Below are 25,174 nucleotides of genomic sequence, written 5' to 3' on the forward strand. Positions count from 1 at the left end.
TACGAGCTGTGTGACAGGAGAGTGTGGAGCAGTGCAGTTGGTAGTCGCGCGGATCGGCCGCGCCCACGGGATCAAGGGCGAGGTCACCGTCGAGGTACGCACGGACGAGCCCGAACTCAGGCTCGGCCCCGGTGCCGTACTGCGCACCGACCCGGCCTCCGCCGGGCCGCTGACCATCGAGACCGGCCGGGTGCACAGCGGCCGGCTGTTGCTGCGCTTCGAGGGCGTCCGCGACCGCACCGGCGCCGAGGCCCTGCGCAACATCCTCCTCATCGCCGAGGTCGACCCCACGGAGATGCCCGAGGAGGAGGACGAGTACTACGACCACCAGCTCATGGACCTGGACGTGGTGCTCGCCGACGGCACCGAGATCGGCCGCATCACCGAGATCTCCCACCTGCCGTCCCAGGACCTCTTCATCGTCGAGCGCCCCGACGGCACCGAGCTGATGATCCCGTTCGTCGAGTCGATCGTCACCGAGATCGACCTGGAGGAGCAGCGGGCCGTCATCGATCCGCCGCCCGGCCTGATCGACGACCGCGCCGAGATCGTCTCCTCGCGCGACGAGTCCGGTGACTCCGACGAGGACTCCGGTGCGGAGTCCGGCGACGCGTCCGCCGACGAGTCCGGTGAGGACCAGGCATGAGGCTCGACGTCGTCACGATCTTCCCCGAGTACCTCGAACCGCTGAACGTCTCCCTCGTCGGCAAGGCCCGCGCGCGCGGACAGCTCGACGTCCACGTCCACGACCTGAGGGACTGGACGTACGACCGGCACAACACCGTCGACGACACCCCGTACGGCGGCGGTCCCGGCATGGTCATGAAGACCGACCCCTGGGGCGACGCGCTCGACCAGACGCTCGCCGACGGCTACGAGAGCGGCGCCCACGGGCCCGTCGTCGTCGTCCCGACCCCCAGCGGCCGGCCCTTCACCCAGGAGCTCGCCGTCGAACTCTCCGAGCGGCCCTGGCTGATCTTCACCCCGGCCCGCTACGAGGGCATCGACCGCCGCGTCATGGACGAGTACGCGACCCGGATGCCCGTCTACGAGGTCTCCATCGGCGACTACGTCCTGGCCGGCGGCGAGGCCGCCGTCCTCGTCGTCACCGAGGCCGTGGCCCGTCTCCTGCCCGGCGTCCTCGGCAACGCCGAGTCCCACCGGGACGACTCCTTCGCCCCCGGCGCCATGGCCAACCTCCTCGAAGGCCCCGTCTACACCAAGCCCCCCGAGTGGCGGGGCCGGGGCATCCCCGACGTCCTCCTCAGCGGGCACCACGGCAAGATCGCCCGCTGGCGGCGCGACGAGGCCTTCCGCCGCACCGCCGCCCACCGGCCCGATCTCATCGAGCGCTGCGACCCGGCCGCCTTCGACAAGAAGGACCGCGAGATCCTCTCGATGATGGGCTGGGCGCCCGAGCCCGGCGGCCGATTTTGGCGCAAGCTCGACGACGTGGAAGAATAGGCCGCTGTCGTCCGTCCGGCGCGCGCCCCTGCCACAGGGGGAACGACGCCGCCAGGAACGGACGATCTTCCGAATCACTTCGAACGTACCGCTGGTGACCTGTGGCATCAGCGAGGAAAGAGACCTCCATGGCCTCCCTGCTCGACCAGGTCAACGCGGGTTCGCTCCGCTCCGACCTCCCCGCCTTCCGCCCCGGCGACACCGTGAACGTCCACGTGCGCGTCATCGAAGGCAGCCGCTCGCGTATCCAGCAGTTCAAGGGCGTCGTCATCCGTCGCCAGGGTTCGGGCGTCAGCGAGACCTTCACGGTCCGCAAGGTCTCGTTCTCCGTCGGCGTCGAGCGCACCTTCCCGGTGAACAGCCCGATCTTCGAGAAGATCGAGCTCGTGACCCGCGGTGACGTCCGTCGCGCCAAGCTCTACTACCTGCGTGAGCTGCGCGGCAAGGCTGCCAAGATCAAGGAGAAGCGCGACCGCTGAGCTCAGGCTCCCGGCACGCTCGACGCTTCCGAGCCCTCGCACAGGCAGTCCGGATAGGCTCTGCCAGCGATGGACACCGAAGCACAGCACACGGAGCGCGACCCCTCTTCCACGACGGAGGACGGGTCGCGCTCCGCGCGCGTTTCCGAGGGCGTGAACGACGTGGGGGACACGGAGGACACCGCCGGCGCCGGGGGTACGAGGAGCGCCTCCTCCTGGCGGCGCACGGCCTTCGTGGGCGCCGCCTGCGTGACCTTCCTGCTGCTCCTGAGCCACTTCGTGATGCAGCCCTTCCTGATCCCCAGCCGCTCCATGGAACCGACCCTCCAGGTCGGCGACCGGATCCTGGTCAACAAGCTGGCGTACCGTTTCGGCACTGAGCCGGGCCGGGGCGACGTCGTCGTCTTCGACGGCACCGGATCCTTCGTCCGGGAACAGCCCCGGGACCACCCCGTGACCGGACTCCTGCACGACGGGGCTGCCGCCCTCGGGCTCGCCGAACCCGACGAGACGGACTTCGTGAAGCGGGTCGTCGGCATCGGCGGCGACCGGGTCGTCTGCTGCGACAGGAACGGCCGTCTCACCGTCAACGGCGTCCCCGTCGAGGAGCGCTACGTGATGTTCGGCGACCAGCCCTCCGGCGTGCCCTTCGACATCGTCGTCCCGCAGGACAGGCTCTGGGTCATGGGCGACCACCGCAGTCAGTCCAGCGACTCCCGCGACCATCTCGGCGATCCCGGCGGCGGCATGGTGCCGGTCGACAAGGTCATCGGCCGCGCCGACTGGATCGCCTGGCCCTTCGGCCGCTGGTCCACGGTCCAGGAGACCCACGCCTTCGACGCCGTACCGACCGCGCCGGCCGGCGGACACGGGACGGCGCCCCGTGGGTAGCCGGGGACGGCCGCCGGGCGGCGCCGGACGCGCGCCCGACCAGGGACCCGAACAGACCGCGCCCCTGCCGGGCCGCGCCGAGCGGCGCAGGCTCGCCCGCAAGGTCAAGCGTCGCCGGCAGCGCTCGGCGATCCGCGAGATCCCCATTCTGATCACCGTGGCCGTGCTCATCGCGCTCGTCCTCAAGACCTTCCTGGTCCAGGCGTTCGTCATTCCCTCCGGCTCCATGGAGCAGACGATCCGCATCTCCGACCGGGTCCTCGTCGACAAGCTCACGCCCTGGTTCGGCTCCCGCCCGCAGCGCGGCGACGTCGTCGTCTTCAAGGACCCCGGAAACTGGCTCCAGCAGGAGGCCGCGCCTCCCGCCGACGACCCGGTCGGCGTCAAGCAGGCCAAACAGGCCCTCACCTTCATCGGACTGCTGCCCTCCGCCGACGACCGGGACCTCATCAAGCGGGTCGTCGCCGTCGGCGGCGACACCGTCCGCTGCTGCGGCAAGGACGGCCGGCTCACCGTCAACGGCGTACCGCTCGACGAGCCGTACCTCCACCCGGGCAACGAGCCGTCGACCATCCCCTTCGAGGTGAAGGTCCCGCAGGGGCGGATCTTCGTGCTCGGCGACCACCGCTCCGACTCGGCCGACTCCCGCTACCACCTCGACGAGAAGGACCACGGCACCGTCTCGGAGGAGCAGGTCGTGGGCCGTGCCGTGGTGATCGCCTGGCCCTTCGCGCACTGGCGGAGCCTGGAGGAGCGCGCGACGTTCGCCGCCGTACCGGACGCCCGTGCGGGTTCCGGGACCGCACTCGGTGCGTCGCATACTGTGTCCCAGCGGAATCTCAACGGATTCCCCGGGCTCCCGACCCCTGCGGAACTTCTGCTCGTTATGGGAGTGGTGGGCCTGTCCCTGTTCCGGGGCAGGCGATCGCACGGACTGAGGAGTGGATGTGGGGGATTTGGCCGTCGGCGCACGATCCGGACACGATGAGCCCGACAAGAGGGCCGGCGGGGCCTTCGGCGATGACACGACGGGTGACGACGTGACGGATGACGGGCAGGCGCAGCCGCCGGGTGGCGGGGCGCCGGACGGTGGGACGCCGGACGACGGCGACGGGACGGCGGACGGCTCGGACCGGGGCCCGAAGAAGCAGCGTTCCTTCTGGAAGGAACTGCCGCTCCTCGTCGGCATCGCGCTCGTCCTCGCCCTGCTGATCAAGACCTTCCTGGTACAGGCGTTCTCGATCCCCTCGGAATCGATGATGAACACCCTCCAGCGCGGTGACCGGGTGCTCGTCGACAAGCTGACCCCCTGGTTCGGCTCCGAGCCCGAGCGCGGCGAGGTCGTCGTCTTCCACGACCCGGGCGGCTGGCTCGAGGGCCAGGAGACCCCCACGCCCAACGTGGTGCAGAAGTTCCTCAGCTTCATCGGCCTCATGCCGTCCGCCGAGGAGAAGGACCTCATCAAGCGGGTCATCGCCGTCGGAGGCGACACCGTGTCCTGCAAGGAGGGTGGCAAGGTCATCCTCAACGGCGTGGCGCTGGACGAGACTTCGTACCTCTACCCCGGCTCCGTGCCCTGCCAGGACTCCTTCGGCCCGATCAAAGTCCCCGAGAACCGCATCTGGGTCATGGGCGACAACCGCCAGAACTCCCTCGACTCCCGCTTCCACCAGCAGCTCCCCGGTGGCGGCACCGTCTCCAACGACGAGGTCGTGGGTCGCGCGGTCGTGATCGCCTGGCCCGTCACGCGCTGGGCCACCCTCCCGGTGCCGGACATCTTCGACAACCCCGCGCTCAACAAGGCGCTGGGCGCCGCCCCGCTCGGCGCGGCCGGCCTCGCCGGAGCGCTCCCGCTGGTCCTGTGGCGTCGGAAGAAGGTCGCCGCACGGCATACCGCCGAGTAGCGACCCGCGGGTAGGGTGCCGTCCCGGACCGTCGAGAGACCAACGGTCCGCCGACAGACCTACGGGGTGCGCACATGAGCGGAAACATACGGACCAAGGGCGGCCACGGCCGCCTCGGCAGCGCGCTGTCGGGGCTGGCCGTGGCCGTCGGCTGTGTGCTCTTCCTCGGCGGCTTCGTCTGGGGAGCGCTGCTCTACCAGCCGTACTCCGTCCCCACCGATTCCATGACCCCCACCCTCGACGTCGGATCCAAGATCCTCGCCCAGCGCGTCGACGGCGACGAGGTGCGGCGCGGCGACGTCGTCGTCTTCACCGACCCCCTCTGGGGCAACGCGCCCATGGTCAAGCGGGTCGCCGCCGTCGGCGGCGACACCGTCGCCTGCTGCGACGCGGACGGCCGCCTCTCCGTCGACGGCAAGCCCGTCGACGAGCCCTATCTGCGGCCCGGACCCGGAGGCCGGATCATCGCCTCCGGTACGGAGTTCTCCGTGACCGTCCCGGCCGGCAACCTCTTCCTCCTGGGCGACGACCGGCACACCTCGCTCGACTCCCGTACGCACATGGAGGAGGCCGGGCAGGGCTCCGTGCCCCGCTCCTCCGTGGTCGCCAGGGTCGACGCCGTGGTCTGGCCCGCCAAGGGCCTCCTGGACCGCCCCACGGGCTTCGCCGGCCTTCCCGGCGGGATCTCGGAGCCCGGACCCGTCATGCCCCTCCTGGGCGCGATCGCGGCCGGAGCCGTGCTGGTCCTGGCCGGGGGAGCATACGGGCCGGTGGTGAGGCGGGTGGGCCGGCTGACGAAGCGCCGGCCGACGGGCACCACTCCCGGGGCGCGGGAGAAGGTGGGTACATGACGGACTCCGCGGCACGTGCGACACCGGGGCCCGGCGCCGGGCCGGGTCACGGTGTGCCCGTGGAGGCCCGGCGGGTCGCCCGGGTCGTCCTGCTCGACCCCGACGACCGCATCCTCCTCCTGCACGGATACGAGCCCGATCAGCCCGAGCACACCTGGTGGTTCACGCCCGGCGGCGGCCTGGAGGGCGACGAGACCCGGCAGCAGGCGGCCCTGCGCGAGCTCGCCGAGGAGACCGGCATCACCGACATCGACCTCGGGCCCGTGCTCTGGACGCGGTACTGCTCGTTCCCCTTCGACGGGCGCCGCTGGGACCAGGACGAGTGGTACTACCTCGCCCGCACCCGGAGGACCGAGGCGGCGCCCCGGCCCCAGGCCCTCACCGAGCTGGAGAGCCGCAGCCTCGCGGGCCTCAGATGGTGGACCTCCGCCGAACTGTCCGCGGCCCGTGAGACGGTGTACCCGACCAGACTCGCCGAGCTGCTGCGCACGCTGCTCGTCGAGGGACCTCCGCGTGCACCGGTGGTTCTCGCCCCGGAAATCGTTTAGGGGCGCGTCCGCCTGGCGCACAATAGGGGGACGCACGGCTGAAGGGGAACATGCCATGAGCGCCGAGGACCTCGAGAAGTACGAGACCGAGATGGAGCTGAAGCTCTACCGGGAGTACCGCGATGTCGTCGGGCTGTTCAAATACGTGATCGAGACCGAGCGGCGCTTCTACCTCACCAATGACTACGAGATGCAGGTGCACTCGGTCCAGGGCGAGGTCTTCTTCGAGGTCAGCATGGCCGACGCCTGGGTCTGGGACATGTACAGACCGGCGAGGTTCGTCAAGCAGGTCCGGGTTCTCACCTTCAAGGACGTGAACATCGAGGAGCTCAACAAGAGCGACCTCGAACTCCCCGGCAGCTGACCACCTCACCCGCGAGAGTGAGCGGGTTCTCCACAGCCCCTCGGCCGTCCACAGCGCCGCACGCGATCCCACCACCTCCGTCACTGTCGGTGACGGAGGTGGTATCGCATGAACAGGACCCAGGCACTCGGACGGTACGGAGAAGAGCTGGCCACCCGCCTGCTCGCCGCGACCGGCATGCACATCCTCGCCCGCAACTGGCGCTGCGGCCGGACCGGCGAGATCGACATCGTCGCCCGCCACGGCGACACCCTCGTCATCTGCGAGGTCAAGACCCGGCGTGACGGCGCGTACGAACACCCGATGGCCGCCGTCACACCCCGGAAGGCGGACCGGCTCCGCCGCCTCGCCGCCTGCTGGATCGACCGCAACGGCATCCCGGCCCCGCCCGGCGGCGTCCGCATCGACCTCATCGGCATCGTCCTGCCCCGCCGAGGCGCCGCGGTCCTCACCCACGCCCAGGGGGTGGCCTGAGATGGGATTCGCCCGCACCTGCTCCGTCGCCCTCGTCGGCGTCGAAGGCGTCGTCGTCGAGGTCCAGGCCGACCTCGAACCCGGCGTCGCCGCCTTCACCCTCGTCGGCCTCCCCGACAAGAGCCTCACCGAGAGCCGCGACCGGGTCCGCGCCGCCGTCGTCAACTCCGGTGCCGAGTGGCCCCAGAAGAAGCTCACCGTAGGACTCAGCCCCGCGTCCGTACCCAAGGGCGGATCGGGATTCGACCTCGCCGTGGCAGCCGCCGTCCTGGGCGCCGCCGAGCGCGTCGACCCGCGGGCCATCGCCGACCTCGTCCTCATCGGCGAACTCGGCCTCGACGGACGCGTCCGGCCCGTCCGCGGCATCCTCCCCGCCGTCCTCGCCGCCGCCGACGCCGGGTACAGCCAGGTCGTCGTCCCCGAACAGACCGCGGGCGAGGCCGCCCTCGTCCCCGGGGTCTCCGTCCTCGGCGTCCGCAGCCTGCGTCAGCTCATCGCCGTCCTCACCGACGAACCCGTCCCCGAGGAGGAACCCACCGAGGCCGGCCGGCCCGACGCCATGCTCGCCGGGCTCCTCGTCCCCGGCGCCGGCCTCGGGGCCGGTCTCGCCGCCGACCCCGCCGACGGCCCCGACCTCGCGGACGTCGCCGGACAGCACCGAGCCCGCCGCGCCCTCGAGGTCGCCGCGGCCGGCAGCCACCACATCCTGCTCTCCGGCCCGCCCGGCGCCGGGAAGACCATGCTGGCCGAGCGTCTGCCCGGCATCCTCCCGCCCCTCACTCGGCAGGAGTCCCTCGAGGTCACCGCCGTCCACTCCGTCGCCGGCATCCTGCCGCCCGGCGAACCCCTCGTCCGCCGCGCCCCCTACTGCGCGCCCCACCACTCCGCCACCATGCAGTCCCTCGTCGGAGGCGGAAACGGACTGCCCAGGCCCGGCGCCGTCTCCCTCGCCCACCGGGGCATCCTCTTCCTCGACGAGGCCCCGGAGTTCTCCGGAAAGGCCCTCGACGCACTCCGTCAGCCCCTCGAATCCGGGCACGTCGTCATCGCCCGCGCCGCCGGAGTCGTCCGCCTCCCGGCCCGCTTCCTCCTCGCCCTCGCCGCCAACCCCTGCCCCTGCGGACGCCATACCCTGCACGGCGCCGGCTGCGAATGCCCCGCCGCCCTCGTCCGCCGCTACCAGGCTCGTCTCTCCGGACCCCTCCTCGACCGCGTCGACCTCCGTGTCGAGGTCGAGCCGGTCACCCGATCCGACCTCCTCGGCCAGGGAGGCCGGGGCGAGACCACCGAGGCCGTCGCCGCACGCGTCCGCGAGGCCCGTGACCGCGCCGCGGCACGCCTCGCCGACACCCCCTGGAACGTCAACAGCGAGATCCCCGGACACGAACTCCGCACCCGCTACCTCGCCGCCCCCGGAGCCCTCGCCACCGCCGAACGCGACATCGAGCGCGGACTCCTCACCGCCCGCGGTCTCGACCGGGTCCTCCGCGTCGCCTGGACCGTCGCCGACCTCGCCGGACACGACCGCCCCGACCACGAGGACATCGCCCTCGCCCTGGAAATGCGCACCGGCATCGCCCGCGGCGTGCCCGTCGGAGCGGGGGACCCCGCGTGAGCACCCCCGAACCCCGCCCCGGTACCCCGGGCTCCGCGTCCCTGGACGAGCGGCTGGCGCGGGCCGCGCTCAGCCGCGCCGTCGAACCCGGCGACGAGCACGCCGGCCGCTGGCTCCGGCGCTACGGAGCCACCCGCTTCCTCGACCGGCTCCTCGGCGCCACGCCCGCTCCCCTCGGGGGCGGGGGCGCCGACCCCTTCCCGGGCACCGGAGCGAAACGGGTCGCCTCGTGGCGACTCCGCGCCACCGCCGCCGATCCCGCCCGTGACCTCGCCGCCATCCACGACCTCGGCGGACGCTTCCTCGTCCCCGGCGACATCGAATGGCCCCGCCAGCTCGACGACCTCGGTGACACCCGTCCGCTCGGCCTCTGGGTCCGGGGCCCCGCCGACCTGCGCACCTGGGCCCTCCGCTCCGTCGCGCTCGTCGGCGCCCGCGCCTGCACGCCGTACGGCGCCCACACCGCCGCCGACCTGGCCACCGGCCTCGCCCGGAAGGGCTGGGTCGTCGTCTCCGGAGCCGCCTACGGCATCGACGGCGCCGCCCACCGCGGCGCGCTCGCCGCGGGAGGAGCCACCGTCGCCGTCCTCGCCTGCGGCGTCGACACCCCGTATCCCCGCGGCCACGACCAGCTCATCCGCCGTGTCGCCGAACAGGGCCTGGTGGTGGGGGAGTTGCCGCCCGATAGTCATCCGACCCCCAGCCGCTTCATCCTCCGCAACCGGGTCATCGCCGCCCTCACCCGAGGCACCGTCGTCGTCGAGGCCCAGCACCGCAGCGGTTCGCTCGTCACTGCCCGGGCCGCCGCCCGCCTCGGCCGCCACACCATGGGCGTTCCCGGCCCGGTGACCAGCGCGCTCTCCGCCGGCGTCCATGAACTCCTCCGGGGCGACGCCGCTCTCGTCACCGACGCCGACGAGATCGTCGAACTCGTCGGCGACATGGGGCAGCTCGCTCCGGCGCGCCGGGGGCCCGTCCTCCCGCGCGACCTCCTCGCGCCGGCCGCGGCCCACATCCTCGAGGCGATCCCCGCCCGCGGCCCCACCCCCGCGACCGTCATCGCCCGTCGCGCCGGAACCACTCCGGAGGACACCCTCGCCAGGCTGTACGAACTCCACTCCCTCGGCTTCGTCGAACGACACGGAGAGGGCTGGCAGTTGACGAACACGACGACACCCGCGTCGAACGCGCGGCGAGGCGGTACTTGACCTGGAGCATTCGGGTGAAAGGGTGATGGCGATGAACAATCGAGTTCTCTCGGTCGCACCCGAGGGGCCGACACGCGCCACGGCCCGGGTTCGAAGATGTGGCCGACGGCGTCCACCCGGACCGGCGCGATCCGCCGATGTTCGCGCACCGCGACCGCGCACTCACGCTACGCTCACCAGAATTCCGTCCAGGACACCCGCACCGACACACCCGACAGCAGAACGGCTCAAGGCAACGCATGCCCCAGCACACCTCCGGGTCTGACCGCGCTGCGGTGCCCCCAGCAGCCCGGGGCGCCGTGCGACCACCCGCACCGACCTCCCTCGACGAACTGTGGCGGTCGTACAAGGACACGGGCGACGAGCGGCTGCGGGAGCAGCTGATCCTGCACTACTCGCCCCTCGTCAAGTACGTCGCGGGACGGGTCAGCGTCGGCCTGCCGTCCAATGTGGAGCAGGCCGACTTCGTCTCCTCCGGCGTCTTCGGCCTCATCGACGCCATCGAGAAGTTCGACGTCGAGCGCGCGATCAAGTTCGAGACGTACGCCATCACCCGTATCCGTGGCGCCATGATCGACGAACTCCGCGCCCTCGACTGGATCCCGCGCTCCGTCCGCCAGAAGGCCCGCAACGTCGAGCGCGCGTACGCCACCCTGGAAGCCCAGCTCCGGCGGACTCCCTCCGAGACCGAGGTCGCCGCGGAGATGGACGTCACGCTGGAGGAACTGCACGCGGTTTTCAGCCAGTTGTCCCTGGCGAACGTCGTCGCCCTCGAAGAGCTGCTGCACGTCGGAGGCGAGGGCGGCGACCGGCTCTCCCTGATGGACACCCTGGAGGACACCGCGGCGGACAATCCCGTCGAGGTCGCCGAGGACCGCGAGCTGCGCCGACTGCTGGCCCGTGCCATCAACACGCTCCCCGAGCGGGAGAAGACCGTCGTCACGCTCTACTACTACGAGGGCCTCACCCTGGCCGAGATCGGCCATGTCCTCGGCGTGACCGAGAGCCGCGTCAGCCAGATCCACACCAAGTCCGTCCTCCAGCTCCGGGCCAAGCTGGCCGACGTCGGACGCTGACCCGGCGCGAGCCGGTCGTACAGTGGAGCCGTGCCCAGGATTCGAGCGGCCTCGGTGGCCGAGCACCGGACGATGCAGCGCGGCGCCCTCCTGGACGCCGCGCGCGCCCTGCTGTCCGAGGGCGGGACGGAGGCGCTGACCTTCCCCGCACTCGCCGAGCGCACGGGCCTGGCCCGTTCCTCGGTGTACGAGTACTTCCGATCGCGCGCGGCCGTCGTCGAGGAGCTGTGCGCCGTCGACTTCCCCGTGTGGGCGGCCGAGGTCGAGGTCGCCATGGACGGTGCGGACACCCCGCAGGGCAAGGTCGAGGCCTATGTCCGCAAGCAGCTGGAGCTCGTCGGCGACCGCAGGCACCGCGCGGTCGTCGCCATCTCGGCGAGCGAGCTCGACGACGGCGCCCGCGAGAAGATCCGCGCGGCCCACGGAGGCTTGGTCGCCATGATCGTCGAAGCCCTCGCCGCCCTGGGCCAGCCCCAGCCCCGCCTGGGTGCGATGCTCCTCCAGGGCGTCGTCGACGCCGCGGTCCGCCGCGTCGAGCTCGGCGCGGCCGAGGACCCTGCCGAGATCGCCGAGGCGGCGGTCACGATGGCCCTCCACGGCGTCAACGGCACCACCCCGGCCTGATCACTCGCACACGGGCCCCTGCCCCGCACGCCACGACCGCTCCGGCCCCGGTGATCGTCGCGACGACCCCCACCGCCCCGGTCACCCTTCGACCGGCGGCACGGGCAGCACCGGCGGCACCGGCAGCAGGCGGGACGGCGGGCGTGGGGTCAGGAGCAGGGGGTTCAGGTACCGGTCGCCTCTCAGGAGGCCCCAGTGGAGGCAGGCCTCCGGACAGTGCGTGCCGGGGGCGACCCGGGCGATCGGGGTGCCGGCCGTCACCCGCGTACCGGGCTCCACCAGCGGAGTCACCGGGGTGTAAGTGGTCCGCAGCGGGGGAGTGCCCGAGCCCGGCAGGGTGAGGGTGAGGACTCCGCGCCCGCCGACCGGCCCCGCGAAGGTGACCGTGCCCGCGACCGGGGCCAGCACCGGGGTGCCCGGTGGGGCGGCCAGGTCGACGCCGCGATGGCCGGCCGCGTAGGGGCCCGGCGGTGGCTGCCAGCCGCGGAGGATCTCCGGGGGCGGCGGGCCGACCGGCCAGAGCAGGCCGAGGGTCATAAGCAGTGCCGTGAGGTGCATGGGAGAACGCTCCCGCGCACGCCCGGTTCGCGGGAGCCACCGACGGTTTCTGTGGACCGCCCGGCGGTTGTGGACATCGCCGTCACCCGCTGCTCCCGGGGTCCCGTACACTTTCTATGGCGACCCGGGTCACCGGGTCGACTTCGCACGCCCCGCCACTCCCCTCACCGGTCGTGGCAGCGCCTTTCGGTCCCTTGCGGGCATGGCGCGTCGGGGCGTCAGGAACACAAACCGAGAACCCAAGGAGATGGCCATGGCCGTCGTCACGATGCGGGAGCTGCTGGAGAGCGGCGTCCACTTCGGTCACCAGACCCGTCGTTGGAACCCGAAGATGAAGCGCTTCATCTTCACGGAGCGCAACGGCATCTACATCATCGACCTGCTCCAGTCGCTGTCGTACATCGACCGCGCCTTCGAGTTCGTCAAGGAGACCGTCGCCCACGGCGGCTCCATCATGTTCGTCGGTACGAAGAAGCAGGCCCAGGAGGCCATCGCCGAGCAGGCGACGCGTGTCGGCATGCCGTACGTCAACCAGCGTTGGCTCGGTGGCATGCTCACCAACTTCTCGACCGTCTACAAGCGTCTGCAGCGCCTCAAGGAGCTCGAGCAGATCGACTTCGACGACGTCGCCGCTTCCGGTCTCACCAAGAAGGAGCTTCTCGTGCTCTCGCGCGAGAAGGCCAAGCTGGAGAAGACCCTCGGTGGTATCCGCGAGATGTCCAAGGTGCCCAGCGCCGTCTGGATCGTGGACACCAAGAAGGAGCACATCGCCGTCGGCGAGGCGCGCAAGCTGAAGATCCCGGTCGTCGCGATCCTCGACACCAACTGCGACCCCGACGAGGTCGACTACAAGATCCCGGGCAACGACGACGCGATCCGCTCCGTCACCCTGCTCACCCGCGTGATCGCCGACGCCGTCGCCGAGGGCCTCATCGCCCGTTCCGGTGCCGCGACCGGTGACTCGAAGCCGGGCGAGAAGGCCGCCGGCGAGCCCCTCGCCGAGTGGGAGCGCGACCTGCTCGAGGGTGAGAAGAAGGAGGCCTCCGCCGAGGCCGCCGAGGCCGCCGAGGTCCAGACCTCCGCCGAGACCGAGAAGGTCGCCGACGCCGAGGCCGCCGACGCCCCGGCCGAGGCCGCTGCCGAGGTTGCCGAGGCTCCGGCCGCGGACGCCGAGCAGGCCTGACCCTTCAGGACCTTCGGGTGACGACGGCGGGGGCCCACGAAGCCCCCGCCGTCCACCCGTGGACCCGCCCGATCTTTCAGACTTCGAGAGAGAAACAGACTCATGGCGAACTACACCGCCGCTGACGTCAAGAAGCTCCGCGAGCTCACCGGCGCCGGCATGATGGACTGCAAGAAGGCCCTGGACGAGGCCGACGGCGACGTCGACAAGGCCGTAGAGGCCCTGCGCATCAAGGGCCAGAAGGGTGTCGCCAAGCGCGAGGGCCGCTCCGCCGAGAACGGCGCCGTGGTCTCCCTCATCGCCGACGACAACACCTCCGGTGTCCTCGTCGAGCTGAAGTGCGAGACGGACTTCGTCGCCAAGGGTGACAAGTTCCAGGCCGTCGCCGACCAGCTCGCCGCTCACGTCGCCGCCACCTCCCCGGCCGACATCGAGGCGCTGCTCGCCTCCGAGATCGAGGCCGGCAAGACCGTGCAGGCGTTCGTCGACGAGGCCAACGCCAACCTCGGCGAGAAGATCGTCCTGGACCGCTTCGCGCAGTACGCCGACGGCTTCGTCTTCGCGTACATGCACCGCACGATGCCGGACCTCCCGCCGCAGATCGGTGTCCTCGTCGAGTTCGACAAGGCCGACGCCGCCGTCGCCAAGGGTGTCGCCCAGCACATCGCCGCCTTCGCGCCGAAGTACCTCACCCGTGAGGACGTTCCGGCCGAGGTCGTCGAGACCGAGCGTCGCGTCGCCGAGGAGACCACCCGCGCCGAGGGCAAGCCCGAGGCCGCGCTCCCGAAGATCGTCGAGGGTCGCGTGAACGGCTTCTTCAAGGACGCGACGCTGCTCGGTCAGCCGTACGCCCTTGACAACAAGAAGTCCGTCCAGCAGATCCTGGACGAGGCCGGTGTCACCCTGAAGCGCTTCACCCGCATCAAGGTCGGCATCTGAGTCCGTACGCGAACGCGACGGACACCGGACCCCGGTAGGGTCTGAGGCAGTCGACCGCGCACGCGCAGGACGACCGCAGATCTGACGAGGAGGCCATTGCCGTACGGGAAACCCGCGAGGACCCAAGGCAATGGCCTCCTTCGTATGTGCACGAGGAGATCTCCATGAACCAGGGCGCCGTACAGGGCGACGAAACCAACGGCAAGCAGGCCGGCCGCTACATGCTGAAGCTGTCCGGAGAAGCCTTCTCCGGCGGTACGGGCCTGGGCGTCGACCCCAATGTCGTGCACGCCATCGCGCGTGAGATCGCGGCCGTCGTCCGCGACGGCGCGGAGATCGCGGTGGTGATCGGCGGCGGCAACTTCTTCCGTGGCGCCGAGCTCCAGCAGCGCGGCATGGACCGGGCCCGCTCCGACTACATGGGCATGCTCGGCACCGTGATGAACTGCCTCGCCCTCCAGGACTTCCTGGAGAAGGAGGGCATCGACTCCCGCGTCCAGACCGCCATCACCATGGGCCAGGTCGCCGAGCCGTACATCCCGCTGCGCGCCGTGCGCCACCTGGAGAAGGGCCGCGTGGTCATCTTCGGTGCGGGCATGGGCATGCCGTACTTCTCCACGGACACCACCGCCGCCCAGCGCGCCCTGGAGATCGACGCCGAGGCGCTCCTCATGGGCAAGAACGGCGTGGACGGCGTCTACGACTCCGACCCGAAGGCCAACCCCGACGCGGTCAAGTTCGACGCACTGGAGTACGGCGAGGTGCTCTCCCGCGACCTCAAGGTCGCCGACGCCACCGCCATCACCCTGTGCCGGGACAACAACCTTCCGATCCTCGTCTTCGAACTGCTCACCGAGGGCAATATCGCTCGCGCGGTGAAGGGTGAGAAGATCGGCACGCTCGTGAGCGACCAGGGCACCCGGGCCTGACCCGAACCGGGGAACCGCCCCGCAAGGGGATGGACAGAGCCCTGCCGGTCGTACACCGTGCAGGACACAACGCGACGACACGCAGGAGCATGTGGTGATCGAAGAGACCCTCCTCGAGGCCGAGGAGAAGATGGAGAAGGCCGTCGTGGTCGCCAAGGAGGACTTCGCCGCGATCCGCACCGGCCGTGCGCACCCGGCGATGTTCAACAAGATCGTGGCGGACTACTACGGTGCCATCACCCCCATCAACCAGCTGGCGTCCTTCTCCGTTCCGGAGCCGCGGATGGCCGTGGTGACCCCGTTCGACAAGAGCGCGCTGCGCAACATCGAGCAGGCGATCCGTGACTCGGACCTCGGCGTCAACCCGAGCAACGACGGCAACATCATCCGGGTGGTGTTCCCCGAGCTGACGGAGGAGCGCCGCCGCGAGTACATCAAGGTCGCCAAGAGCAAGGCCGAGGACTCGAAGATCTCGATCCGCTCGGTCCGCCGCAAGGCCAAGGAGACCATCGACAAGCTCGTCAAGGACGGCGAGGTCGGCGAGGACGAGGGCCGCCGCGCCGAGAAGGAGCTCGACGACACCACCGCGAAGTACGTCTCGCAGGTGGACGAGCTGCTCAAGCACAAGGAAGCCGAGCTGCTCGAGGTCTGATGAACGACTCTTCCTGGGGGGCCCCGGCCGGCACAGGCCGTGGGGGACCCGACCAGGGGCCCGCCCCGGCGGGTCCCGCATACGATCGGCATCAGGCGGCGCAGACTCGGCCCATGCCCATCGTGCCCGACGTTCCCGCCGGCGGATTCCAGGACGGTCACGGCCGGGGGGCCGCTCACCAGAGCGGTCCCCTGTTCCGTGACGAGACGCCGCACGAGCACCCGCAGGAGCCCATGCCCAGCCCCACCCCGCCTCCGCCGCCCGCGCCGTCGGCGCCACGGCAGAAGAAGAGCGCGGGGCGCAATCTGGGCGCGGCCATAGGGGTCGGGGTCGGCCTCGGGGCCGTCATCATCGCCTCGCTGTACATCTGGGCGCCGGCGTTCGTCGGGGTGATAGCGGTCGCCGTGGTGGTCGGGCTGTGGGAGCTGACCTCGCGTCTCCAGGAGCGCAAGGGGATCAGGGCTCCGCTGGTGCCGCTCGCGGTGGGCGGTGCGGCGATGGTCGTCGCGGGGTACGTCCGGGGGCCCGAGGGAGCCTGGGTGGCGATGGCGCTCACGGCCCTCGCGGTACTCGTCTGGCGGATGACGGAGCCTCCCGAGGGCTATCTGAAGGACGTCACGGCGGGCGTGTTCGCGGCGTTCTACGTGCCGTTCCTGGCGACGTTCGTGGCATTGATGCTCACGGCCGACGACGGCCCGCAGCGGGTGCTGACGTTCCTGCTGCTGACGGTGGTCAGCGACACGGGTGCGTACGCGGTCGGCTGGCGCTTCGGCAAGCACAAGCTGGCGCCGAGGATCAGTCCCGGAAAGACCCGCGAGGGTCTGTTCGGGGCGGTGTCCTTCGCGATGGTGGCGGGCGCGCTGTGCATGGAGTTCATGATCGACGACGGCATCTGGTGGCAGGGTCTGCTGCTGGGTCTCGCGGTGGCGACGAGTGCGACGCTCGGCGACCTCGGCGAGTCGATGATCAAGCGGGACCTGGGCATCAAGGACATGGGCACGCTGCTTCCGGGTCACGGCGGGATCATGGACCGGCTGGACTCGCTGCTGCCGACGGCTCCGGTCGTCTGGCTGCTGTTCGTGATCTTCGTCGGTTCGACCTGATCCGTACGCGTGTGCCGTAAGGGCCCGTCACCCACAGGGGTGACGGGCCCTTACGCGTGCGGTAGCGGTCGCCGAGCCGAAACCGTGGCACGCGGGGACAATGCGGACATGGCATCCAAGGCAGGCGCCGGTGGCGCACCCGCGGGAGCGACCCTCGTCCTGCTGACGCTCGCGGCGGGCCAGTTCCTGATGGCCCTCGACAGCTCCGTCATGAACGTCTCGATCGCGACCGTGGCCGACGACGTGGGCACGACGGTGACCGGGATCCAGGGCGCCATCACCGCCTACACGCTCGTGATGGCGATGTTCATGATCCCCGGAGGCAAGGTCGGCGTGCTGATCGGCCGCCGGCGCGCCTTCATGATCGGCTGCCTGATCTACGGCTGCGGCTCGCTCACCACGGCGCTCGCGCCGAACCTGCCGGTGCTGCTGGTCGGCTGGGCGTTCCTCGAAGGCATCGGGGCGGCACTCATCCTGCCGTCGATCGTGGCGCTGGTGGCCGGCAACTTCGTCACCGAGCGCCGGGCCGCCGCGTACGGGATCGTGGCGGCCGCCGGCGCGGTGGCCATCGCGCTCGGTCCGCTGATCGGCGGCGTGGCCACGACCTACTTCTCCTGGCGCTGGGTCTTCGCGGGCGAGGTCCTGGTGGTGCTCGTCATCCTGGTGTTCGCCCGCCGCATCGCCGAGGCCGTCGACGACGAACGTCCGCGGATCGACCTGGTCGGCGCCCTCCTGTCGGCCCTGGGGCTCGGCGTCTTCGTCTACGGCGTCCTGCGCTCGGACGAGTGGGGCTGGGTCCAGCCGAAGCCCGACGCGCCCGCGTGGATCGGTGTGTCGATGACCGTGTGGCTGATGATGGCGGGACTGCTCCTGGTGTACCTGTTCCTCCACTGGGAGGCCCGGCTGGTCAAGCACGGCCGGGAGCCGCTCGTGCACCCGGCCATGCTGCGGAACCGCCAGCTCACCGGCGGCCTGACGATGTTCTTCTTCCAGTACCTCGTGCAGATGGGCGTCTTCTTCGTCGTCCCGCTCTATCTGTCCGTGGCCCTCGGCCTGTCCGCGCTGCAGACGGGCGCGCGGATCCTGCCGCTCTCGCTGACGCTGCTGGCCGCCGCCGTCCTGATCCCGCGCTTCCTGCCCGACGTCTCGCCCCGGCGGGTGGTACGGATCGGGGTGGTGGCGCTGCTGGCCGGCGCGGTCGCCCTGATGGCCGCGCTGGACGTGGAGGCCGGAGCGGAGATCGTCACGGTCCCGCTGCTGCTGATCGGCTTCGGGATGGGCGCGCTCGCCTCCCAGCTCGGCTCGGTCACCGTGTCCGCGGTGCCGGACCGGGAGAGCGCGGAGGTCGGCGGGATCCAGAACGCCGTCACCAACCTCGGCGCCTCGATCGGCACGGCCCTCGCGGGCTCGCTGATGATCGCCGCGCTCACGTCGTCGTTCCTGGGCGCGGTGGAGCGGAACGAGGCGATCCCGGCCGAGGTCAAGAGCCAGGCCGTCGTCGAGCTGCAGAGCGGCGTCCCGTTCCTCTCGGACGCCCAGCTGACGACCGCCCTCGACGAGGCCGGCACCAGCCCGGAGGTGGCCCGGGCGGCCCTGGAGGCGAACGAGGCCGCCCGCCTCGACGGCCTGCGCGCCGCCCTCGCGATCCTCGCCGGAGCGTCGGTCGTGGCCCTCTTCTTCACCCACCGGATCCCCCGCACCCAGCCCCGGTCTCCTGCTCCCTGAACGTGGACATCCGTGGGCGCGATGTCGAGTCACGTCGGTGGCCGGTTCCGCCGGCAGCGCGGAAGCCGCGAGGGGCTGCCTTCCGTTTCAGGCCGCTTCGTATTCGTGAGCTCGCCCACCGCGCCACTTCACCCAGGCAGGGTCGTCGAGCAGCTCCTCGGCCTCCGGCAGGCCCGCGCGGCGGAGGAACTCGACCACGTCTCCGTCGCTGTGCGCGAGGCCGAGAATGGTGCCGCGTGCGGTGACGCGCCTTCCGCCGGTGGGGGAGGGCTGATGGACGACTATCGGGGCACTGTCCATACCTCCAGGATGCCCCCGGCCGGGGGCGCGCGCGGAGACCGTGCTCGGCCGGCGGACGGGGAGGGCGGCGGGTCCCGCCATGATCAGGAGGAGGGCCGCGCCGCGCGCGAGCGGCCTGACGGGCCACCTTCGCATCAGGCCGTGACCCCGATCCGTGGCCGCGGATTCCCCGCCGGCGGGCCCTGGCACCGGGCCGTCCCCGGGCCGTCCGGGCCGTCCGGGGGTCGCCGGAGACGGCTCCGGGAGGCCCCTGACGACCACCGCCGGGGGCTTGGGCCACTGGTTACCGCCTTCCGTCTGCGACACTGGGGGAACCATGCCCAAGCCCGGAGAACTCACTTTCGTCGCCCCCCGCGGAGCCAAGAAGCCGCCGCGGCACCTGGCCGACCTCACGCCCGCCGAGCGGAAGGAAGCCGTCGCCGCGATCGGCGAGAAGCCCTTCCGCGCCAAGCAGCTGTCCACCCACTACTTCGCGCGGTACGCGCACGATCCCGCCGAGTGGACGGACATTCCGGCCGCCTCGCGGGAGAAGCTGGCCGGGGAGCTGCTGCCCGATCTGATGTCCGTGGTGCGGCACATCTCGTGCGACGACGACACCACCCGTAAGACCCTGTGGCGGCTGCACGACGGCACGCTCGTCGAGTCGGTGCTCATGCGCTACCCGGACCGGGTGACCATGTGCATCTCCTCGCAGGCCGGCTGCGGAATGAACTGCCCGTTCTGCGCGACGGGGCAGGCCGGGCTCGACCGGAACCTGTCGACCGCCGAGATCGTCCACCAGATCGTGGACGGCATGCGGTCGCTGCGGGACGGGGAGGTGCCCGGGGGACCGGCGCGCCTCTCCAACATCGTGTTCATGGGCATGGGGGAGCCGCTCGCGAACTACAAGCGGGTCGTCGGCTCCATCCGGCGTCTCACCGACCCCGAGCCGGACGGCCTCGGGCTCTCGCAGCGCGGGATCACCGTCTCCACCGTCGGGCTCGTGCCCGCGATGCTGCGGTTCGCCGACGAGGGCTTCAAGTGCCGGCTCGCGGTCTCGCTGCACGCCCCGGACGACGAGCTCCGGGACACCCTGGTGCCGGTCAACACGCGCTGGAAGGTGCGAGAGGTCCTCGACGCCGCCTGGGAGTACGCGGAGAAGTCCGGGCGCCGGATCTCCATCGAGTACGCGCTCATCCGGGACATCAACGACCAGGCCTGGCGCGGTGACCTGCTCGGCAGGCTCCTCAAGGGCAAGCGGGTGCACGTCAACCTGATCCCGCTGAACCCGACGCCGGGTTCGAAGTGGACGGCGTCGCGTCCGGAGGACGAGAAGGCCTTCGTCGAGGCCATCGCCCGCCACGGCGTGCCGGTCACCGTCCGGGACACCCGAGGTCAGGAGATCGACGGTGCCTGCGGACAGCTGGCGGCCGCCGAGCGCTGACCTTGTAGTCTGAGTTCGAACACATCTCCATATTCCGACAGGGGAGCGCCACAGCGCTGAGAGTGCGGTCACCGTAGGACCGCAGACCCTCTGAACCTTGCCCAGGTCATTCTGGGTAGGAAGTTCGGTCGTTAACTCAAGCTGTTGCGCCCTGCCCGCGTCCGGTCCGCCGGTCGTGGGCAGGGCCGCGTCTCTTCCTGGTCATACCCAGGAGGAATCTCAGTGAGCACCAATCCGGTGAGCATCAAGAAGGCCGCCGCCGCCGCGCTCGTCGCGGCGCTGGGCGTCACCACCCTCGCCGCCTGCGGCGCGGACGACGTCCGCGAGGCCGCGGGCAAGTCCGGCGCGCCCGCGCCGAAGACCGTGACCCTCGTGAGCCACGACTCGTTCAACGCCTCCAAGGAGGTGCTGGCCGAGTTCACGAAGCAGACCGGCTTCACCGTCAAGGTCCTGAAGAGCGGCGACGCGGGCGAGGCTGTCAACAAGGAGATCCTGACCAAGGGCTCCCCGCAGGGCGACGTCTTCTTCGGCGTCGACAACACCCTGCTGTCCCGCGCCCTCGACAACGGCATCTTCGTGCCGTACGCCGCGAAGGGTCTGGACCGTGTCCCGGCCGCGTACCAGCTCGACAAGGAGCACCGGGTCACGCCGATCGACTCCGGCGACATCTGCGTCAACTACGACAAGAAGTACTTCGCGGACAAGAAGCTGGCGCCGCCGGTGACCTTCGACGACCTGGCGAAGCCGGCGTACAAGGATCTCCTCGTCGTCGAGAACCCCGAGCGGTCCTCCCCGGGCCTCGGCTTCCTCCTCGGTACGGCCGCGAAGTACGGGGACGAGGGCTGGCAGGACTACTGGACGAAGCTCAAGGCCAACGGCGTGAAGACCGTCGACAGCTGGGAGCTCGCCTACAACCAGGAGTTCTCCGGCTCGGCCGGCGGCCGGAAGGCCAAGGGGGACCGGCCGCTCGTCGTGTCGTACGCCTCCAGCCCGCCGGTCGAGGTGCTCTACGGCGAGCCCCAGCCGAAGGTGGCCCCCACCGGGGTCTCCACCGGCACCTGCTTCCGGCAGACCGAGTTCGCGGGCCTGCTGGACGGAGCGAAGAACCCCCAGGGCGGCAAGGCGCTGATCGACTTCCTGATCTCCAAGAAGTTCCAGGAGGACATGCCGCTCCAGATGTTCGTCAACCCGGTGGCGAAGGACGCGGCGCTGCCCGAACTGTTCACCGAGCACGGTGTGGTCGTCGAGAAGCCGGAGACGATGGCGCCGGAGAAGATCGCCGAGAAGCGTGACCCGTGGATCCAGCAGTGGTCGTCGCTCGTTCTGAAGTAGTCCCCGACCGCCGGGGAAGCGTGGCGCGGCTCGGCCTGATGGTCGTGCCCGTCGCCTTCTTCGCGCTCTTCTTCGCCTGGCCCGTCGTCTCGATCGTCGAGCGCGGGCTGCGGGTCGACGGGGTGTGGCAGTTCGGGCGGTTCGGCGAGACGCTGAGCCGCCCGGAGATCCTCGACGTCCTGTGGTTCACGCTCTGGCAGGCCCTCGCCTCCACCGGGCTGACCCTGCTGATCGCGCTGCCCGGCGCGTACGTCTTCGCGCGGTTCGAGTTCCGCGGCAAGGGGCTGCTGCGGGCCGTCGTCACCGTGCCCTTCGTGATGCCGACCGTCATGGTCGGTACGGCCTTCCTGGCGCTCGTCGGCCGCGGCGGGCTCCTCGACGAACTCTGGGGCGTACGACTCGACACCACGGTCTGGGCGATCCTGATCGCCCATGTGTTCTTCAACTACGCCGTCGTCGTGCGGACCGTCGGCGGTCTGTGGGCGCAGCTCGACCCGCGCCAGGAGGAGGCGGCCCGGGTCCTCGGCGCGTCCCGATGGAGGGCGTGGCGGACCGTGACGCTGCCGGCGCTGGCGCCGTCCGTCGCTGCGGCGGCGCTGATGGTCTTCCTGTTCACCGCGAGCTCCTTCGCCGTCGTGCAGATCCTCGGCGGATCCACGTACTCCACCCTGGAGACGGAGATCTACCGGCAGACCGTCGTCCGCTTCGACCTGACGACGGCGGCCGTGCTCACGATGGTGCAGTTCGCCGCCGTCGGCGTCGTCCTCGCCGTGCACGCCCGGACGGTCCGCCGCCGGGAGACCGCGCTGCGGATGGTGGCGCCCGAGGAGACGGCCCGCCGGCCCCGGGGCATCGGCCAGTGGGCGCTGTTCGCGGGCGTGCTGCTCTCCGTGGCCGTGCTGATCGTGCTGCCGCTCGGGGTGCTCGTCGAGCGGTCCTTCGCCACCTCCCGGGGATACGGGCTCGACTACTACCGGGCCCTGCAGACCCCCGACCCCTCCGGCACCTTCCTCGTGCCGCTGCTGGACACGATCGGGAACTCGCTGCGGTACGCCGTCGTCGCCACCCTGATCGCCCTCGTCATCGGCGGGCTCGCGGCGGCCGCGCTGACCCGGCGGGCCGGACGGCTGGTCCGGGGCTTCGACGCGCTGCTCATGCTCCCGCTCGGGGTGTCGGCGGTGACCGTCGGCTTCGGGTTCCTCATCACGCTCGACGAGCCGCCGTTCGACCTGCGGGCCAGCTGGATCCTCGTACCGCTGGCACAGGCGCTGGTCGGTGTGCCCTTCGTCGTACGGACGATGCTCCCGGTGCTTCGGGCGGTGGACGAGCGGCTGCGGGAGGCGGCGGCCGTGCTCGGCGCCTCGCCGTGGCGGGCCTGGCGGGAGGTGGACCTGCCGCTGGTGCGGCGGGCGTTGCTGATCGCCGCCGGGTTCGCGTTCGCCGTCTCGCTCGGCGAGTTCGGCGCGACCGTCTTCATCGCCCGCCCCGACAGCCCGACCCTTCCGGTGGCGGTGGCCCGTCTCCTCGGCCGGCCCGGCGAACTCAACTACGGCCAGGCGATGGCCCTCTCGACGATCCTCATGGTGGTGTGCGCGGTGTCCCTGTTGCTGCTCGAACGGCTCCGGACCGAACGCACCTCGGGGGAGTTCTGATGCTGGTACTCGACGGGGCGACCGTACGGTTCGGGGAGCGGGCCGCGCTCGACGCCGTGGACCTGGAGGTCGCCGACCACGAGATCGTGTCCGTGCTCGGACCGAGCGGCAGCGGCAAGTCCACGCTGCTGCGGGCCGTCGCCGGGCTGCGGGCCCTCGACGGCGGACGGGTGCTCCTCGGGGGCGCCGACCAGCGCGGGGTGCCGGTGCACCGGCGGGGCGTCGGCCTGATGTTCCAGGACCACCAGCTCTTCCCGCAGCGGGACGTCGGCGGCAACGTCGCCTTCGGGCTGCGGATGCGCGGGGCCGGGAAGGCCGAGCGGGCCGAGCGGGTGGCGGAGCTGCTCGACCTCGTCGGACTGCCGGGCGCCGGGCGGCGGTCCGTCGCCGCGCTCTCCGGCGGTGAGCAGCAGCGCGTGGCGCTGGCCCGGGCCCTGGCACCCCGGCCGCGGCTGCTGATGCTCGACGAGCCGCTGGGGCAGCTCGACCGGGCGCTGCGGGAGCGGCTCGTCGTGGAGCTGCGACAGCTGTTCGGACGGCTCGGCACGACGGTGCTCGCGGTCACCCACGACCAGGGCGAGGCGTTCGCGCTGGCCGACCGGGTGGTGGTCATGCGGGACGGGCGCATCGCCCAGTCGGGTGCGCCCGTCGAGGTGTGGTCGCGGCCGGCCTCGGAGTTCGTGGCGCGCTTCCTGGGGTTCGACAACGTGGTGGCCGCGCGGGTGACCGGGCCGGTCGCGGAGACCCCGTGGGGGAAGGTCCCGGTGCCGGACGGCACACCGCAGGGCGAGCGGCGGCTCCTGGTCCGGCCCGGCGGGGTACGGCTCGTACCCGTCGAGAAGGGGCCGGCCTGGACGGTCGAGTCCCGGACCTTCCGCGGCGGCCACGTGGCCGTACGGCTCCGCCCGGTGGACGGACCGCCGCTGGACGCGGAGCTTCCGCTGCGGGAGGCGCCGGGGGACGGCGCCGCGGTGGGTGTGGAGTTCCGGGCGGAGGACGTGGTGGTGCTGGGGGACGACACGCCGTAGGGGCCTGGTCCCCGGGGCCGTGCGGCGTGCGGGAGAGCCCTGTCCGGGCGCCACCCGCTGCGGGAGGGACCTGGTCCGGGGCGACACGCGGCAGGAGCCCGTCCGGGGTGCGATGAGTTCTCGCCGTCGGGGGAGTCTCCTTGGTGTTGTTCCGTCGTCTCTCGTCATCGCAAGCACAGGAGGAATGTCATGGGCGAGCAGCTGCTCAGGGTCCAGAACTTCATGGTCTCGTCCGACGGGTTCGGTACCGGTGAGGGCCAGAGCCTGGAGCATCCCTTCGGGCACGCGGATCCCGGGGCCATGTTCTCCTGGGCGGGTGCCACGGCCAGCTGGCCCAACCGCACCGACCCGGGCGGCAGTCGTGGTCTCGACGACTACTTCACGCGGGACTTCTCCCACAACATCGGGGCCGAGATCATGGGCCGCAACAAGTTCGGGCCCCAGCGCGGACCGTGGCAGGACCACGAGTGGCAGGGCTGGTGGGGCGGCGAGCCGCCGTTCCACACTCCGGTGTTCGTCATGACGCACCACCCGCGCCCCTCGTTCACACTGTCCGACACGACGTTCCACTTCGTCGACGGCGACCCCGCGAGTGTCCTGGCGCGTGCGAAGGAGGCGGCGGAGGGCAAGGACGTCCGGCTCGGCGGCGGGGCCACCGTCATCCGTGAGTTCCTCGACGCCGGCCTCGTCGACACCCTGCACGTCGCGGTCGCACCGGTGAAGCTCGGTTCCGGGGTACGGCTCTGGGAGTCGCCCGACGAACTCCTCGACCGGTTCCACCGCGACGTGGTGGCCAGCCCGGGCGGCGAGGTCACGCATCACCTCTTCTGGCGGAAGTGACCGGAGGCGCTC

At 71.3% G+C, this 25,174-nt stretch carries 27 protein-coding genes; 25 read left to right on the top strand and 2 right to left on the bottom strand.

Going from position 1 to position 25,174, the window contains the following annotated elements:
- The first annotated feature begins 31 nt into the window (after nucleotides 1-31).
- The 14 genes from rimM to OG392_RS26285 all read left to right on the top strand — a co-directional run bounded on the left by rimM (nucleotide 32) and on the right by OG392_RS26285 (nucleotide 11,498).
- A complete protein-coding gene (gene rimM, locus OG392_RS26220; protein ID WP_329283507.1) occupies nucleotides 32-646 on the top strand; it encodes a ribosome maturation factor RimM in 615 nt (204 codons plus the stop codon).
- A complete protein-coding gene (trmD, locus tag OG392_RS26225) occupies nucleotides 643-1,464 on the top strand; it encodes a tRNA (guanosine(37)-N1)-methyltransferase TrmD (RefSeq protein WP_319319880.1) in 822 nt (273 codons plus the stop codon). Before rimM ends, trmD begins: the two co-directional genes overlap by 4 nt.
- 128 nt (nucleotides 1,465-1,592) lie before the next feature.
- Complete coding sequence (gene rplS / locus OG392_RS26230; protein ID WP_053644504.1) at nucleotides 1,593-1,943, top strand: 50S ribosomal protein L19; 351 nt, start codon at nucleotides 1,593-1,595, stop codon at nucleotides 1,941-1,943.
- Nucleotides 1,944-2,012: 69 nt separating this feature from the next.
- Nucleotides 2,013-2,834, top strand: coding sequence for a signal peptidase I (gene lepB / locus OG392_RS26235; RefSeq protein ID WP_329283510.1), 822 nt, complete (start codon nucleotides 2,013-2,015; stop codon nucleotides 2,832-2,834).
- On the top strand, nucleotides 2,827-3,822 hold the full coding sequence (gene lepB, locus OG392_RS26240) for a signal peptidase I (RefSeq protein ID WP_329283512.1): 996 nt from the start codon (nucleotides 2,827-2,829) through the stop codon (nucleotides 3,820-3,822). The genes lepB (OG392_RS26235) and lepB (OG392_RS26240) overlap by 8 nt, the downstream gene beginning before the upstream one ends.
- Nucleotides 3,791-4,738, top strand: a complete 948-nt coding sequence (gene lepB / locus OG392_RS26245; RefSeq protein ID WP_329287463.1) for a signal peptidase I — start codon at nucleotides 3,791-3,793, stop codon at nucleotides 4,736-4,738. The genes lepB (OG392_RS26240) and lepB (OG392_RS26245) overlap by 32 nt, the downstream gene beginning before the upstream one ends.
- Before the next feature lie 74 nt (nucleotides 4,739-4,812).
- Nucleotides 4,813-5,589: a signal peptidase I gene (lepB, locus tag OG392_RS26250; protein ID WP_329283514.1), complete on the top strand. Its 777-nt coding sequence runs from the start codon at nucleotides 4,813-4,815 to the stop codon at nucleotides 5,587-5,589.
- Nucleotides 5,586-6,137, top strand: a complete 552-nt coding sequence (locus OG392_RS26255) for an NUDIX hydrolase (protein WP_443054881.1) — start codon at nucleotides 5,586-5,588, stop codon at nucleotides 6,135-6,137. The genes lepB (OG392_RS26250) and OG392_RS26255 overlap by 4 nt, the downstream gene beginning before the upstream one ends.
- A gap of 55 nt (nucleotides 6,138-6,192) precedes the next feature.
- Nucleotides 6,193-6,501: a DUF2469 domain-containing protein gene (locus OG392_RS26260; RefSeq protein WP_005311352.1), complete on the top strand. Its 309-nt coding sequence runs from the start codon at nucleotides 6,193-6,195 to the stop codon at nucleotides 6,499-6,501.
- A gap of 108 nt (nucleotides 6,502-6,609) precedes the next feature.
- Nucleotides 6,610-6,975, top strand: a complete 366-nt coding sequence (locus OG392_RS26265) for a YraN family protein (RefSeq protein ID WP_329283516.1) — start codon at nucleotides 6,610-6,612, stop codon at nucleotides 6,973-6,975.
- 1 nt (nucleotide 6,976) lies between these two features.
- Nucleotides 6,977-8,590: a YifB family Mg chelatase-like AAA ATPase gene (locus OG392_RS26270; protein WP_329283518.1), complete on the top strand. Its 1,614-nt coding sequence runs from the start codon at nucleotides 6,977-6,979 to the stop codon at nucleotides 8,588-8,590.
- Nucleotides 8,587-9,798 carry a DNA-processing protein DprA gene (dprA, locus tag OG392_RS26275; protein WP_329283520.1) on the top strand — a complete coding sequence of 404 codons (1,212 nt, stop codon included), beginning with the start codon at nucleotides 8,587-8,589 and terminating at the stop codon, nucleotides 9,796-9,798. Before OG392_RS26270 ends, dprA begins: the two co-directional genes overlap by 4 nt.
- A gap of 239 nt (nucleotides 9,799-10,037) precedes the next feature.
- Nucleotides 10,038-10,874: an RNA polymerase sigma factor WhiG gene (whiG, locus tag OG392_RS26280; protein ID WP_187623028.1), complete on the top strand. Its 837-nt coding sequence runs from the start codon at nucleotides 10,038-10,040 to the stop codon at nucleotides 10,872-10,874.
- 72 nt (nucleotides 10,875-10,946) lie between these two features.
- Nucleotides 10,947-11,498 carry a TetR/AcrR family transcriptional regulator gene (locus OG392_RS26285; protein ID WP_329287466.1) on the top strand — a complete coding sequence of 184 codons (552 nt, stop codon included), beginning with the start codon at nucleotides 10,947-10,949 and terminating at the stop codon, nucleotides 11,496-11,498.
- An 81-nt stretch (nucleotides 11,499-11,579) separates the two neighbouring features.
- On the opposite strand, the gene OG392_RS26290 is transcribed toward OG392_RS26285, so the two are convergent.
- Nucleotides 11,580-12,056 carry a murein hydrolase activator EnvC family protein gene (locus OG392_RS26290; protein WP_329283522.1) on the bottom strand — a complete coding sequence of 159 codons (477 nt, stop codon included), beginning with the start codon at nucleotides 12,054-12,056 and terminating at the stop codon, nucleotides 11,580-11,582.
- Between the two features lie 253 nt (nucleotides 12,057-12,309).
- Between OG392_RS26290 and rpsB the strand changes: the two genes are divergently transcribed.
- The 6 genes from rpsB to OG392_RS26320 all read left to right on the top strand — a co-directional run bounded on the left by rpsB (nucleotide 12,310) and on the right by OG392_RS26320 (nucleotide 18,587).
- Complete coding sequence (rpsB, locus tag OG392_RS26295) at nucleotides 12,310-13,239, top strand: 30S ribosomal protein S2 (protein ID WP_329283524.1); 930 nt, start codon at nucleotides 12,310-12,312, stop codon at nucleotides 13,237-13,239.
- A gap of 102 nt (nucleotides 13,240-13,341) precedes the next feature.
- Nucleotides 13,342-14,178: a translation elongation factor Ts gene (gene tsf, locus OG392_RS26300; protein ID WP_329283526.1), complete on the top strand. Its 837-nt coding sequence runs from the start codon at nucleotides 13,342-13,344 to the stop codon at nucleotides 14,176-14,178.
- A gap of 164 nt (nucleotides 14,179-14,342) precedes the next feature.
- Complete coding sequence (pyrH, locus tag OG392_RS26305) at nucleotides 14,343-15,107, top strand: UMP kinase (RefSeq protein ID WP_329283528.1); 765 nt, start codon at nucleotides 14,343-14,345, stop codon at nucleotides 15,105-15,107.
- 94 nt (nucleotides 15,108-15,201) lie between these two features.
- Nucleotides 15,202-15,759, top strand: a complete 558-nt coding sequence (frr, locus tag OG392_RS26310; RefSeq protein WP_055598433.1) for a ribosome recycling factor — start codon at nucleotides 15,202-15,204, stop codon at nucleotides 15,757-15,759.
- Nucleotides 15,759-16,862, top strand: a complete 1,104-nt coding sequence (locus OG392_RS26315) for a phosphatidate cytidylyltransferase (protein WP_329283530.1) — start codon at nucleotides 15,759-15,761, stop codon at nucleotides 16,860-16,862. The genes frr and OG392_RS26315 overlap by 1 nt, the downstream gene beginning before the upstream one ends.
- A 108-nt stretch (nucleotides 16,863-16,970) precedes the next feature.
- Nucleotides 16,971-18,587: an MFS transporter gene (locus tag OG392_RS26320; RefSeq protein ID WP_329283532.1), complete on the top strand. Its 1,617-nt coding sequence runs from the start codon at nucleotides 16,971-16,973 to the stop codon at nucleotides 18,585-18,587.
- 87 nt (nucleotides 18,588-18,674) lie between these two features.
- On the opposite strand, the gene OG392_RS26325 is transcribed toward OG392_RS26320, so the two are convergent.
- Nucleotides 18,675-18,887: a hypothetical protein gene (locus tag OG392_RS26325; protein ID WP_329283533.1), complete on the bottom strand. Its 213-nt coding sequence runs from the start codon at nucleotides 18,885-18,887 to the stop codon at nucleotides 18,675-18,677.
- A gap of 316 nt (nucleotides 18,888-19,203) precedes the next feature.
- Here OG392_RS26325 and rlmN point away from each other — a divergent pair, with 316 nt between their 5' ends.
- From rlmN to OG392_RS26350, 5 genes are all read left to right on the top strand, one after another.
- A complete protein-coding gene (gene rlmN / locus OG392_RS26330) occupies nucleotides 19,204-20,310 on the top strand; it encodes a 23S rRNA (adenine(2503)-C(2))-methyltransferase RlmN (RefSeq protein ID WP_317874015.1) in 1,107 nt (368 codons plus the stop codon).
- A 237-nt stretch (nucleotides 20,311-20,547) separates the two neighbouring features.
- Nucleotides 20,548-21,642, top strand: a complete 1,095-nt coding sequence (locus OG392_RS26335) for a thiamine ABC transporter substrate-binding protein (protein ID WP_329287469.1) — start codon at nucleotides 20,548-20,550, stop codon at nucleotides 21,640-21,642.
- Nucleotides 21,643-21,680: 38 nt separating this feature from the next.
- The gene (locus tag OG392_RS26340; protein WP_329287470.1) at nucleotides 21,681-23,294 is read left to right on the top strand and encodes an ABC transporter permease; all 1,614 of its coding nucleotides are present in this window, start codon (nucleotides 21,681-21,683) and stop codon (nucleotides 23,292-23,294) included.
- Nucleotides 23,294-24,322 carry an ABC transporter ATP-binding protein gene (locus tag OG392_RS26345; RefSeq protein ID WP_329283538.1) on the top strand — a complete coding sequence of 343 codons (1,029 nt, stop codon included), beginning with the start codon at nucleotides 23,294-23,296 and terminating at the stop codon, nucleotides 24,320-24,322. The genes OG392_RS26340 and OG392_RS26345 overlap by 1 nt, the downstream gene beginning before the upstream one ends.
- A gap of 189 nt (nucleotides 24,323-24,511) precedes the next feature.
- Nucleotides 24,512-25,162 (top strand): dihydrofolate reductase family protein, encoded by a 651-nt coding sequence (locus tag OG392_RS26350; RefSeq protein ID WP_329283541.1) that lies wholly within the window; start codon nucleotides 24,512-24,514, stop codon nucleotides 25,160-25,162.
- Nucleotides 25,163-25,174: the final 12 nt, after the last annotated feature.

The sequence above is a fragment of the Streptomyces sp. NBC_00691 genome (assembly GCF_036226665.1).
Classification (GTDB): domain Bacteria; phylum Actinomycetota; class Actinomycetes; order Streptomycetales; family Streptomycetaceae; genus Streptomyces.

Bases quoted from the DNA above. Each gene is read 5' to 3' on its own strand.
- trmD (WP_319319880.1), top strand. From the start codon at position 643: ATGAGGCTCGACGTCGTCACGATCTTCCCCGAGTACCTCGAACCGCTG.
- rplS (WP_053644504.1), top strand. From the start codon at position 1,593: ATGGCCTCCCTGCTCGACCAGGTCAACGCGGGTTCGCTCCGCTCCGAC.
- lepB (WP_329283510.1), top strand. From the start codon at position 2,013: ATGGACACCGAAGCACAGCACACGGAGCGCGACCCCTCTTCCACGACG.
- lepB (WP_329283514.1), top strand. From the start codon at position 4,813: ATGAGCGGAAACATACGGACCAAGGGCGGCCACGGCCGCCTCGGCAGC.
- OG392_RS26255 (WP_443054881.1), top strand. From the start codon at position 5,586: ATGACGGACTCCGCGGCACGTGCGACACCGGGGCCCGGCGCCGGGCCG.
- OG392_RS26260 (WP_005311352.1), top strand. From the start codon at position 6,193: ATGAGCGCCGAGGACCTCGAGAAGTACGAGACCGAGATGGAGCTGAAG.
- OG392_RS26265 (WP_329283516.1), top strand. From the start codon at position 6,610: ATGAACAGGACCCAGGCACTCGGACGGTACGGAGAAGAGCTGGCCACC.
- OG392_RS26270 (WP_329283518.1), top strand. From the start codon at position 6,977: ATGGGATTCGCCCGCACCTGCTCCGTCGCCCTCGTCGGCGTCGAAGGC.
- whiG (WP_187623028.1), top strand. From the start codon at position 10,038: ATGCCCCAGCACACCTCCGGGTCTGACCGCGCTGCGGTGCCCCCAGCA.
- OG392_RS26285 (WP_329287466.1), top strand. From the start codon at position 10,947: ATGCAGCGCGGCGCCCTCCTGGACGCCGCGCGCGCCCTGCTGTCCGAG.
- OG392_RS26290 (WP_329283522.1), bottom strand. From the start codon at position 12,056: ATGCACCTCACGGCACTGCTTATGACCCTCGGCCTGCTCTGGCCGGTC.
- rpsB (WP_329283524.1), top strand. From the start codon at position 12,310: ATGGCCGTCGTCACGATGCGGGAGCTGCTGGAGAGCGGCGTCCACTTC.
- tsf (WP_329283526.1), top strand. From the start codon at position 13,342: ATGGCGAACTACACCGCCGCTGACGTCAAGAAGCTCCGCGAGCTCACC.
- pyrH (WP_329283528.1), top strand. From the start codon at position 14,343: ATGAACCAGGGCGCCGTACAGGGCGACGAAACCAACGGCAAGCAGGCC.
- OG392_RS26315 (WP_329283530.1), top strand. From the start codon at position 15,759: ATGAACGACTCTTCCTGGGGGGCCCCGGCCGGCACAGGCCGTGGGGGA.
- OG392_RS26320 (WP_329283532.1), top strand. From the start codon at position 16,971: ATGGCATCCAAGGCAGGCGCCGGTGGCGCACCCGCGGGAGCGACCCTC.
- OG392_RS26325 (WP_329283533.1), bottom strand. From the start codon at position 18,887: ATGGACAGTGCCCCGATAGTCGTCCATCAGCCCTCCCCCACCGGCGGA.
- rlmN (WP_317874015.1), top strand. From the start codon at position 19,204: ATGCCCAAGCCCGGAGAACTCACTTTCGTCGCCCCCCGCGGAGCCAAG.
- OG392_RS26340 (WP_329287470.1), top strand. From the start codon at position 21,681: ATGGTCGTGCCCGTCGCCTTCTTCGCGCTCTTCTTCGCCTGGCCCGTC.
- OG392_RS26345 (WP_329283538.1), top strand. From the start codon at position 23,294: ATGCTGGTACTCGACGGGGCGACCGTACGGTTCGGGGAGCGGGCCGCG.
- OG392_RS26350 (WP_329283541.1), top strand. From the start codon at position 24,512: ATGGGCGAGCAGCTGCTCAGGGTCCAGAACTTCATGGTCTCGTCCGAC.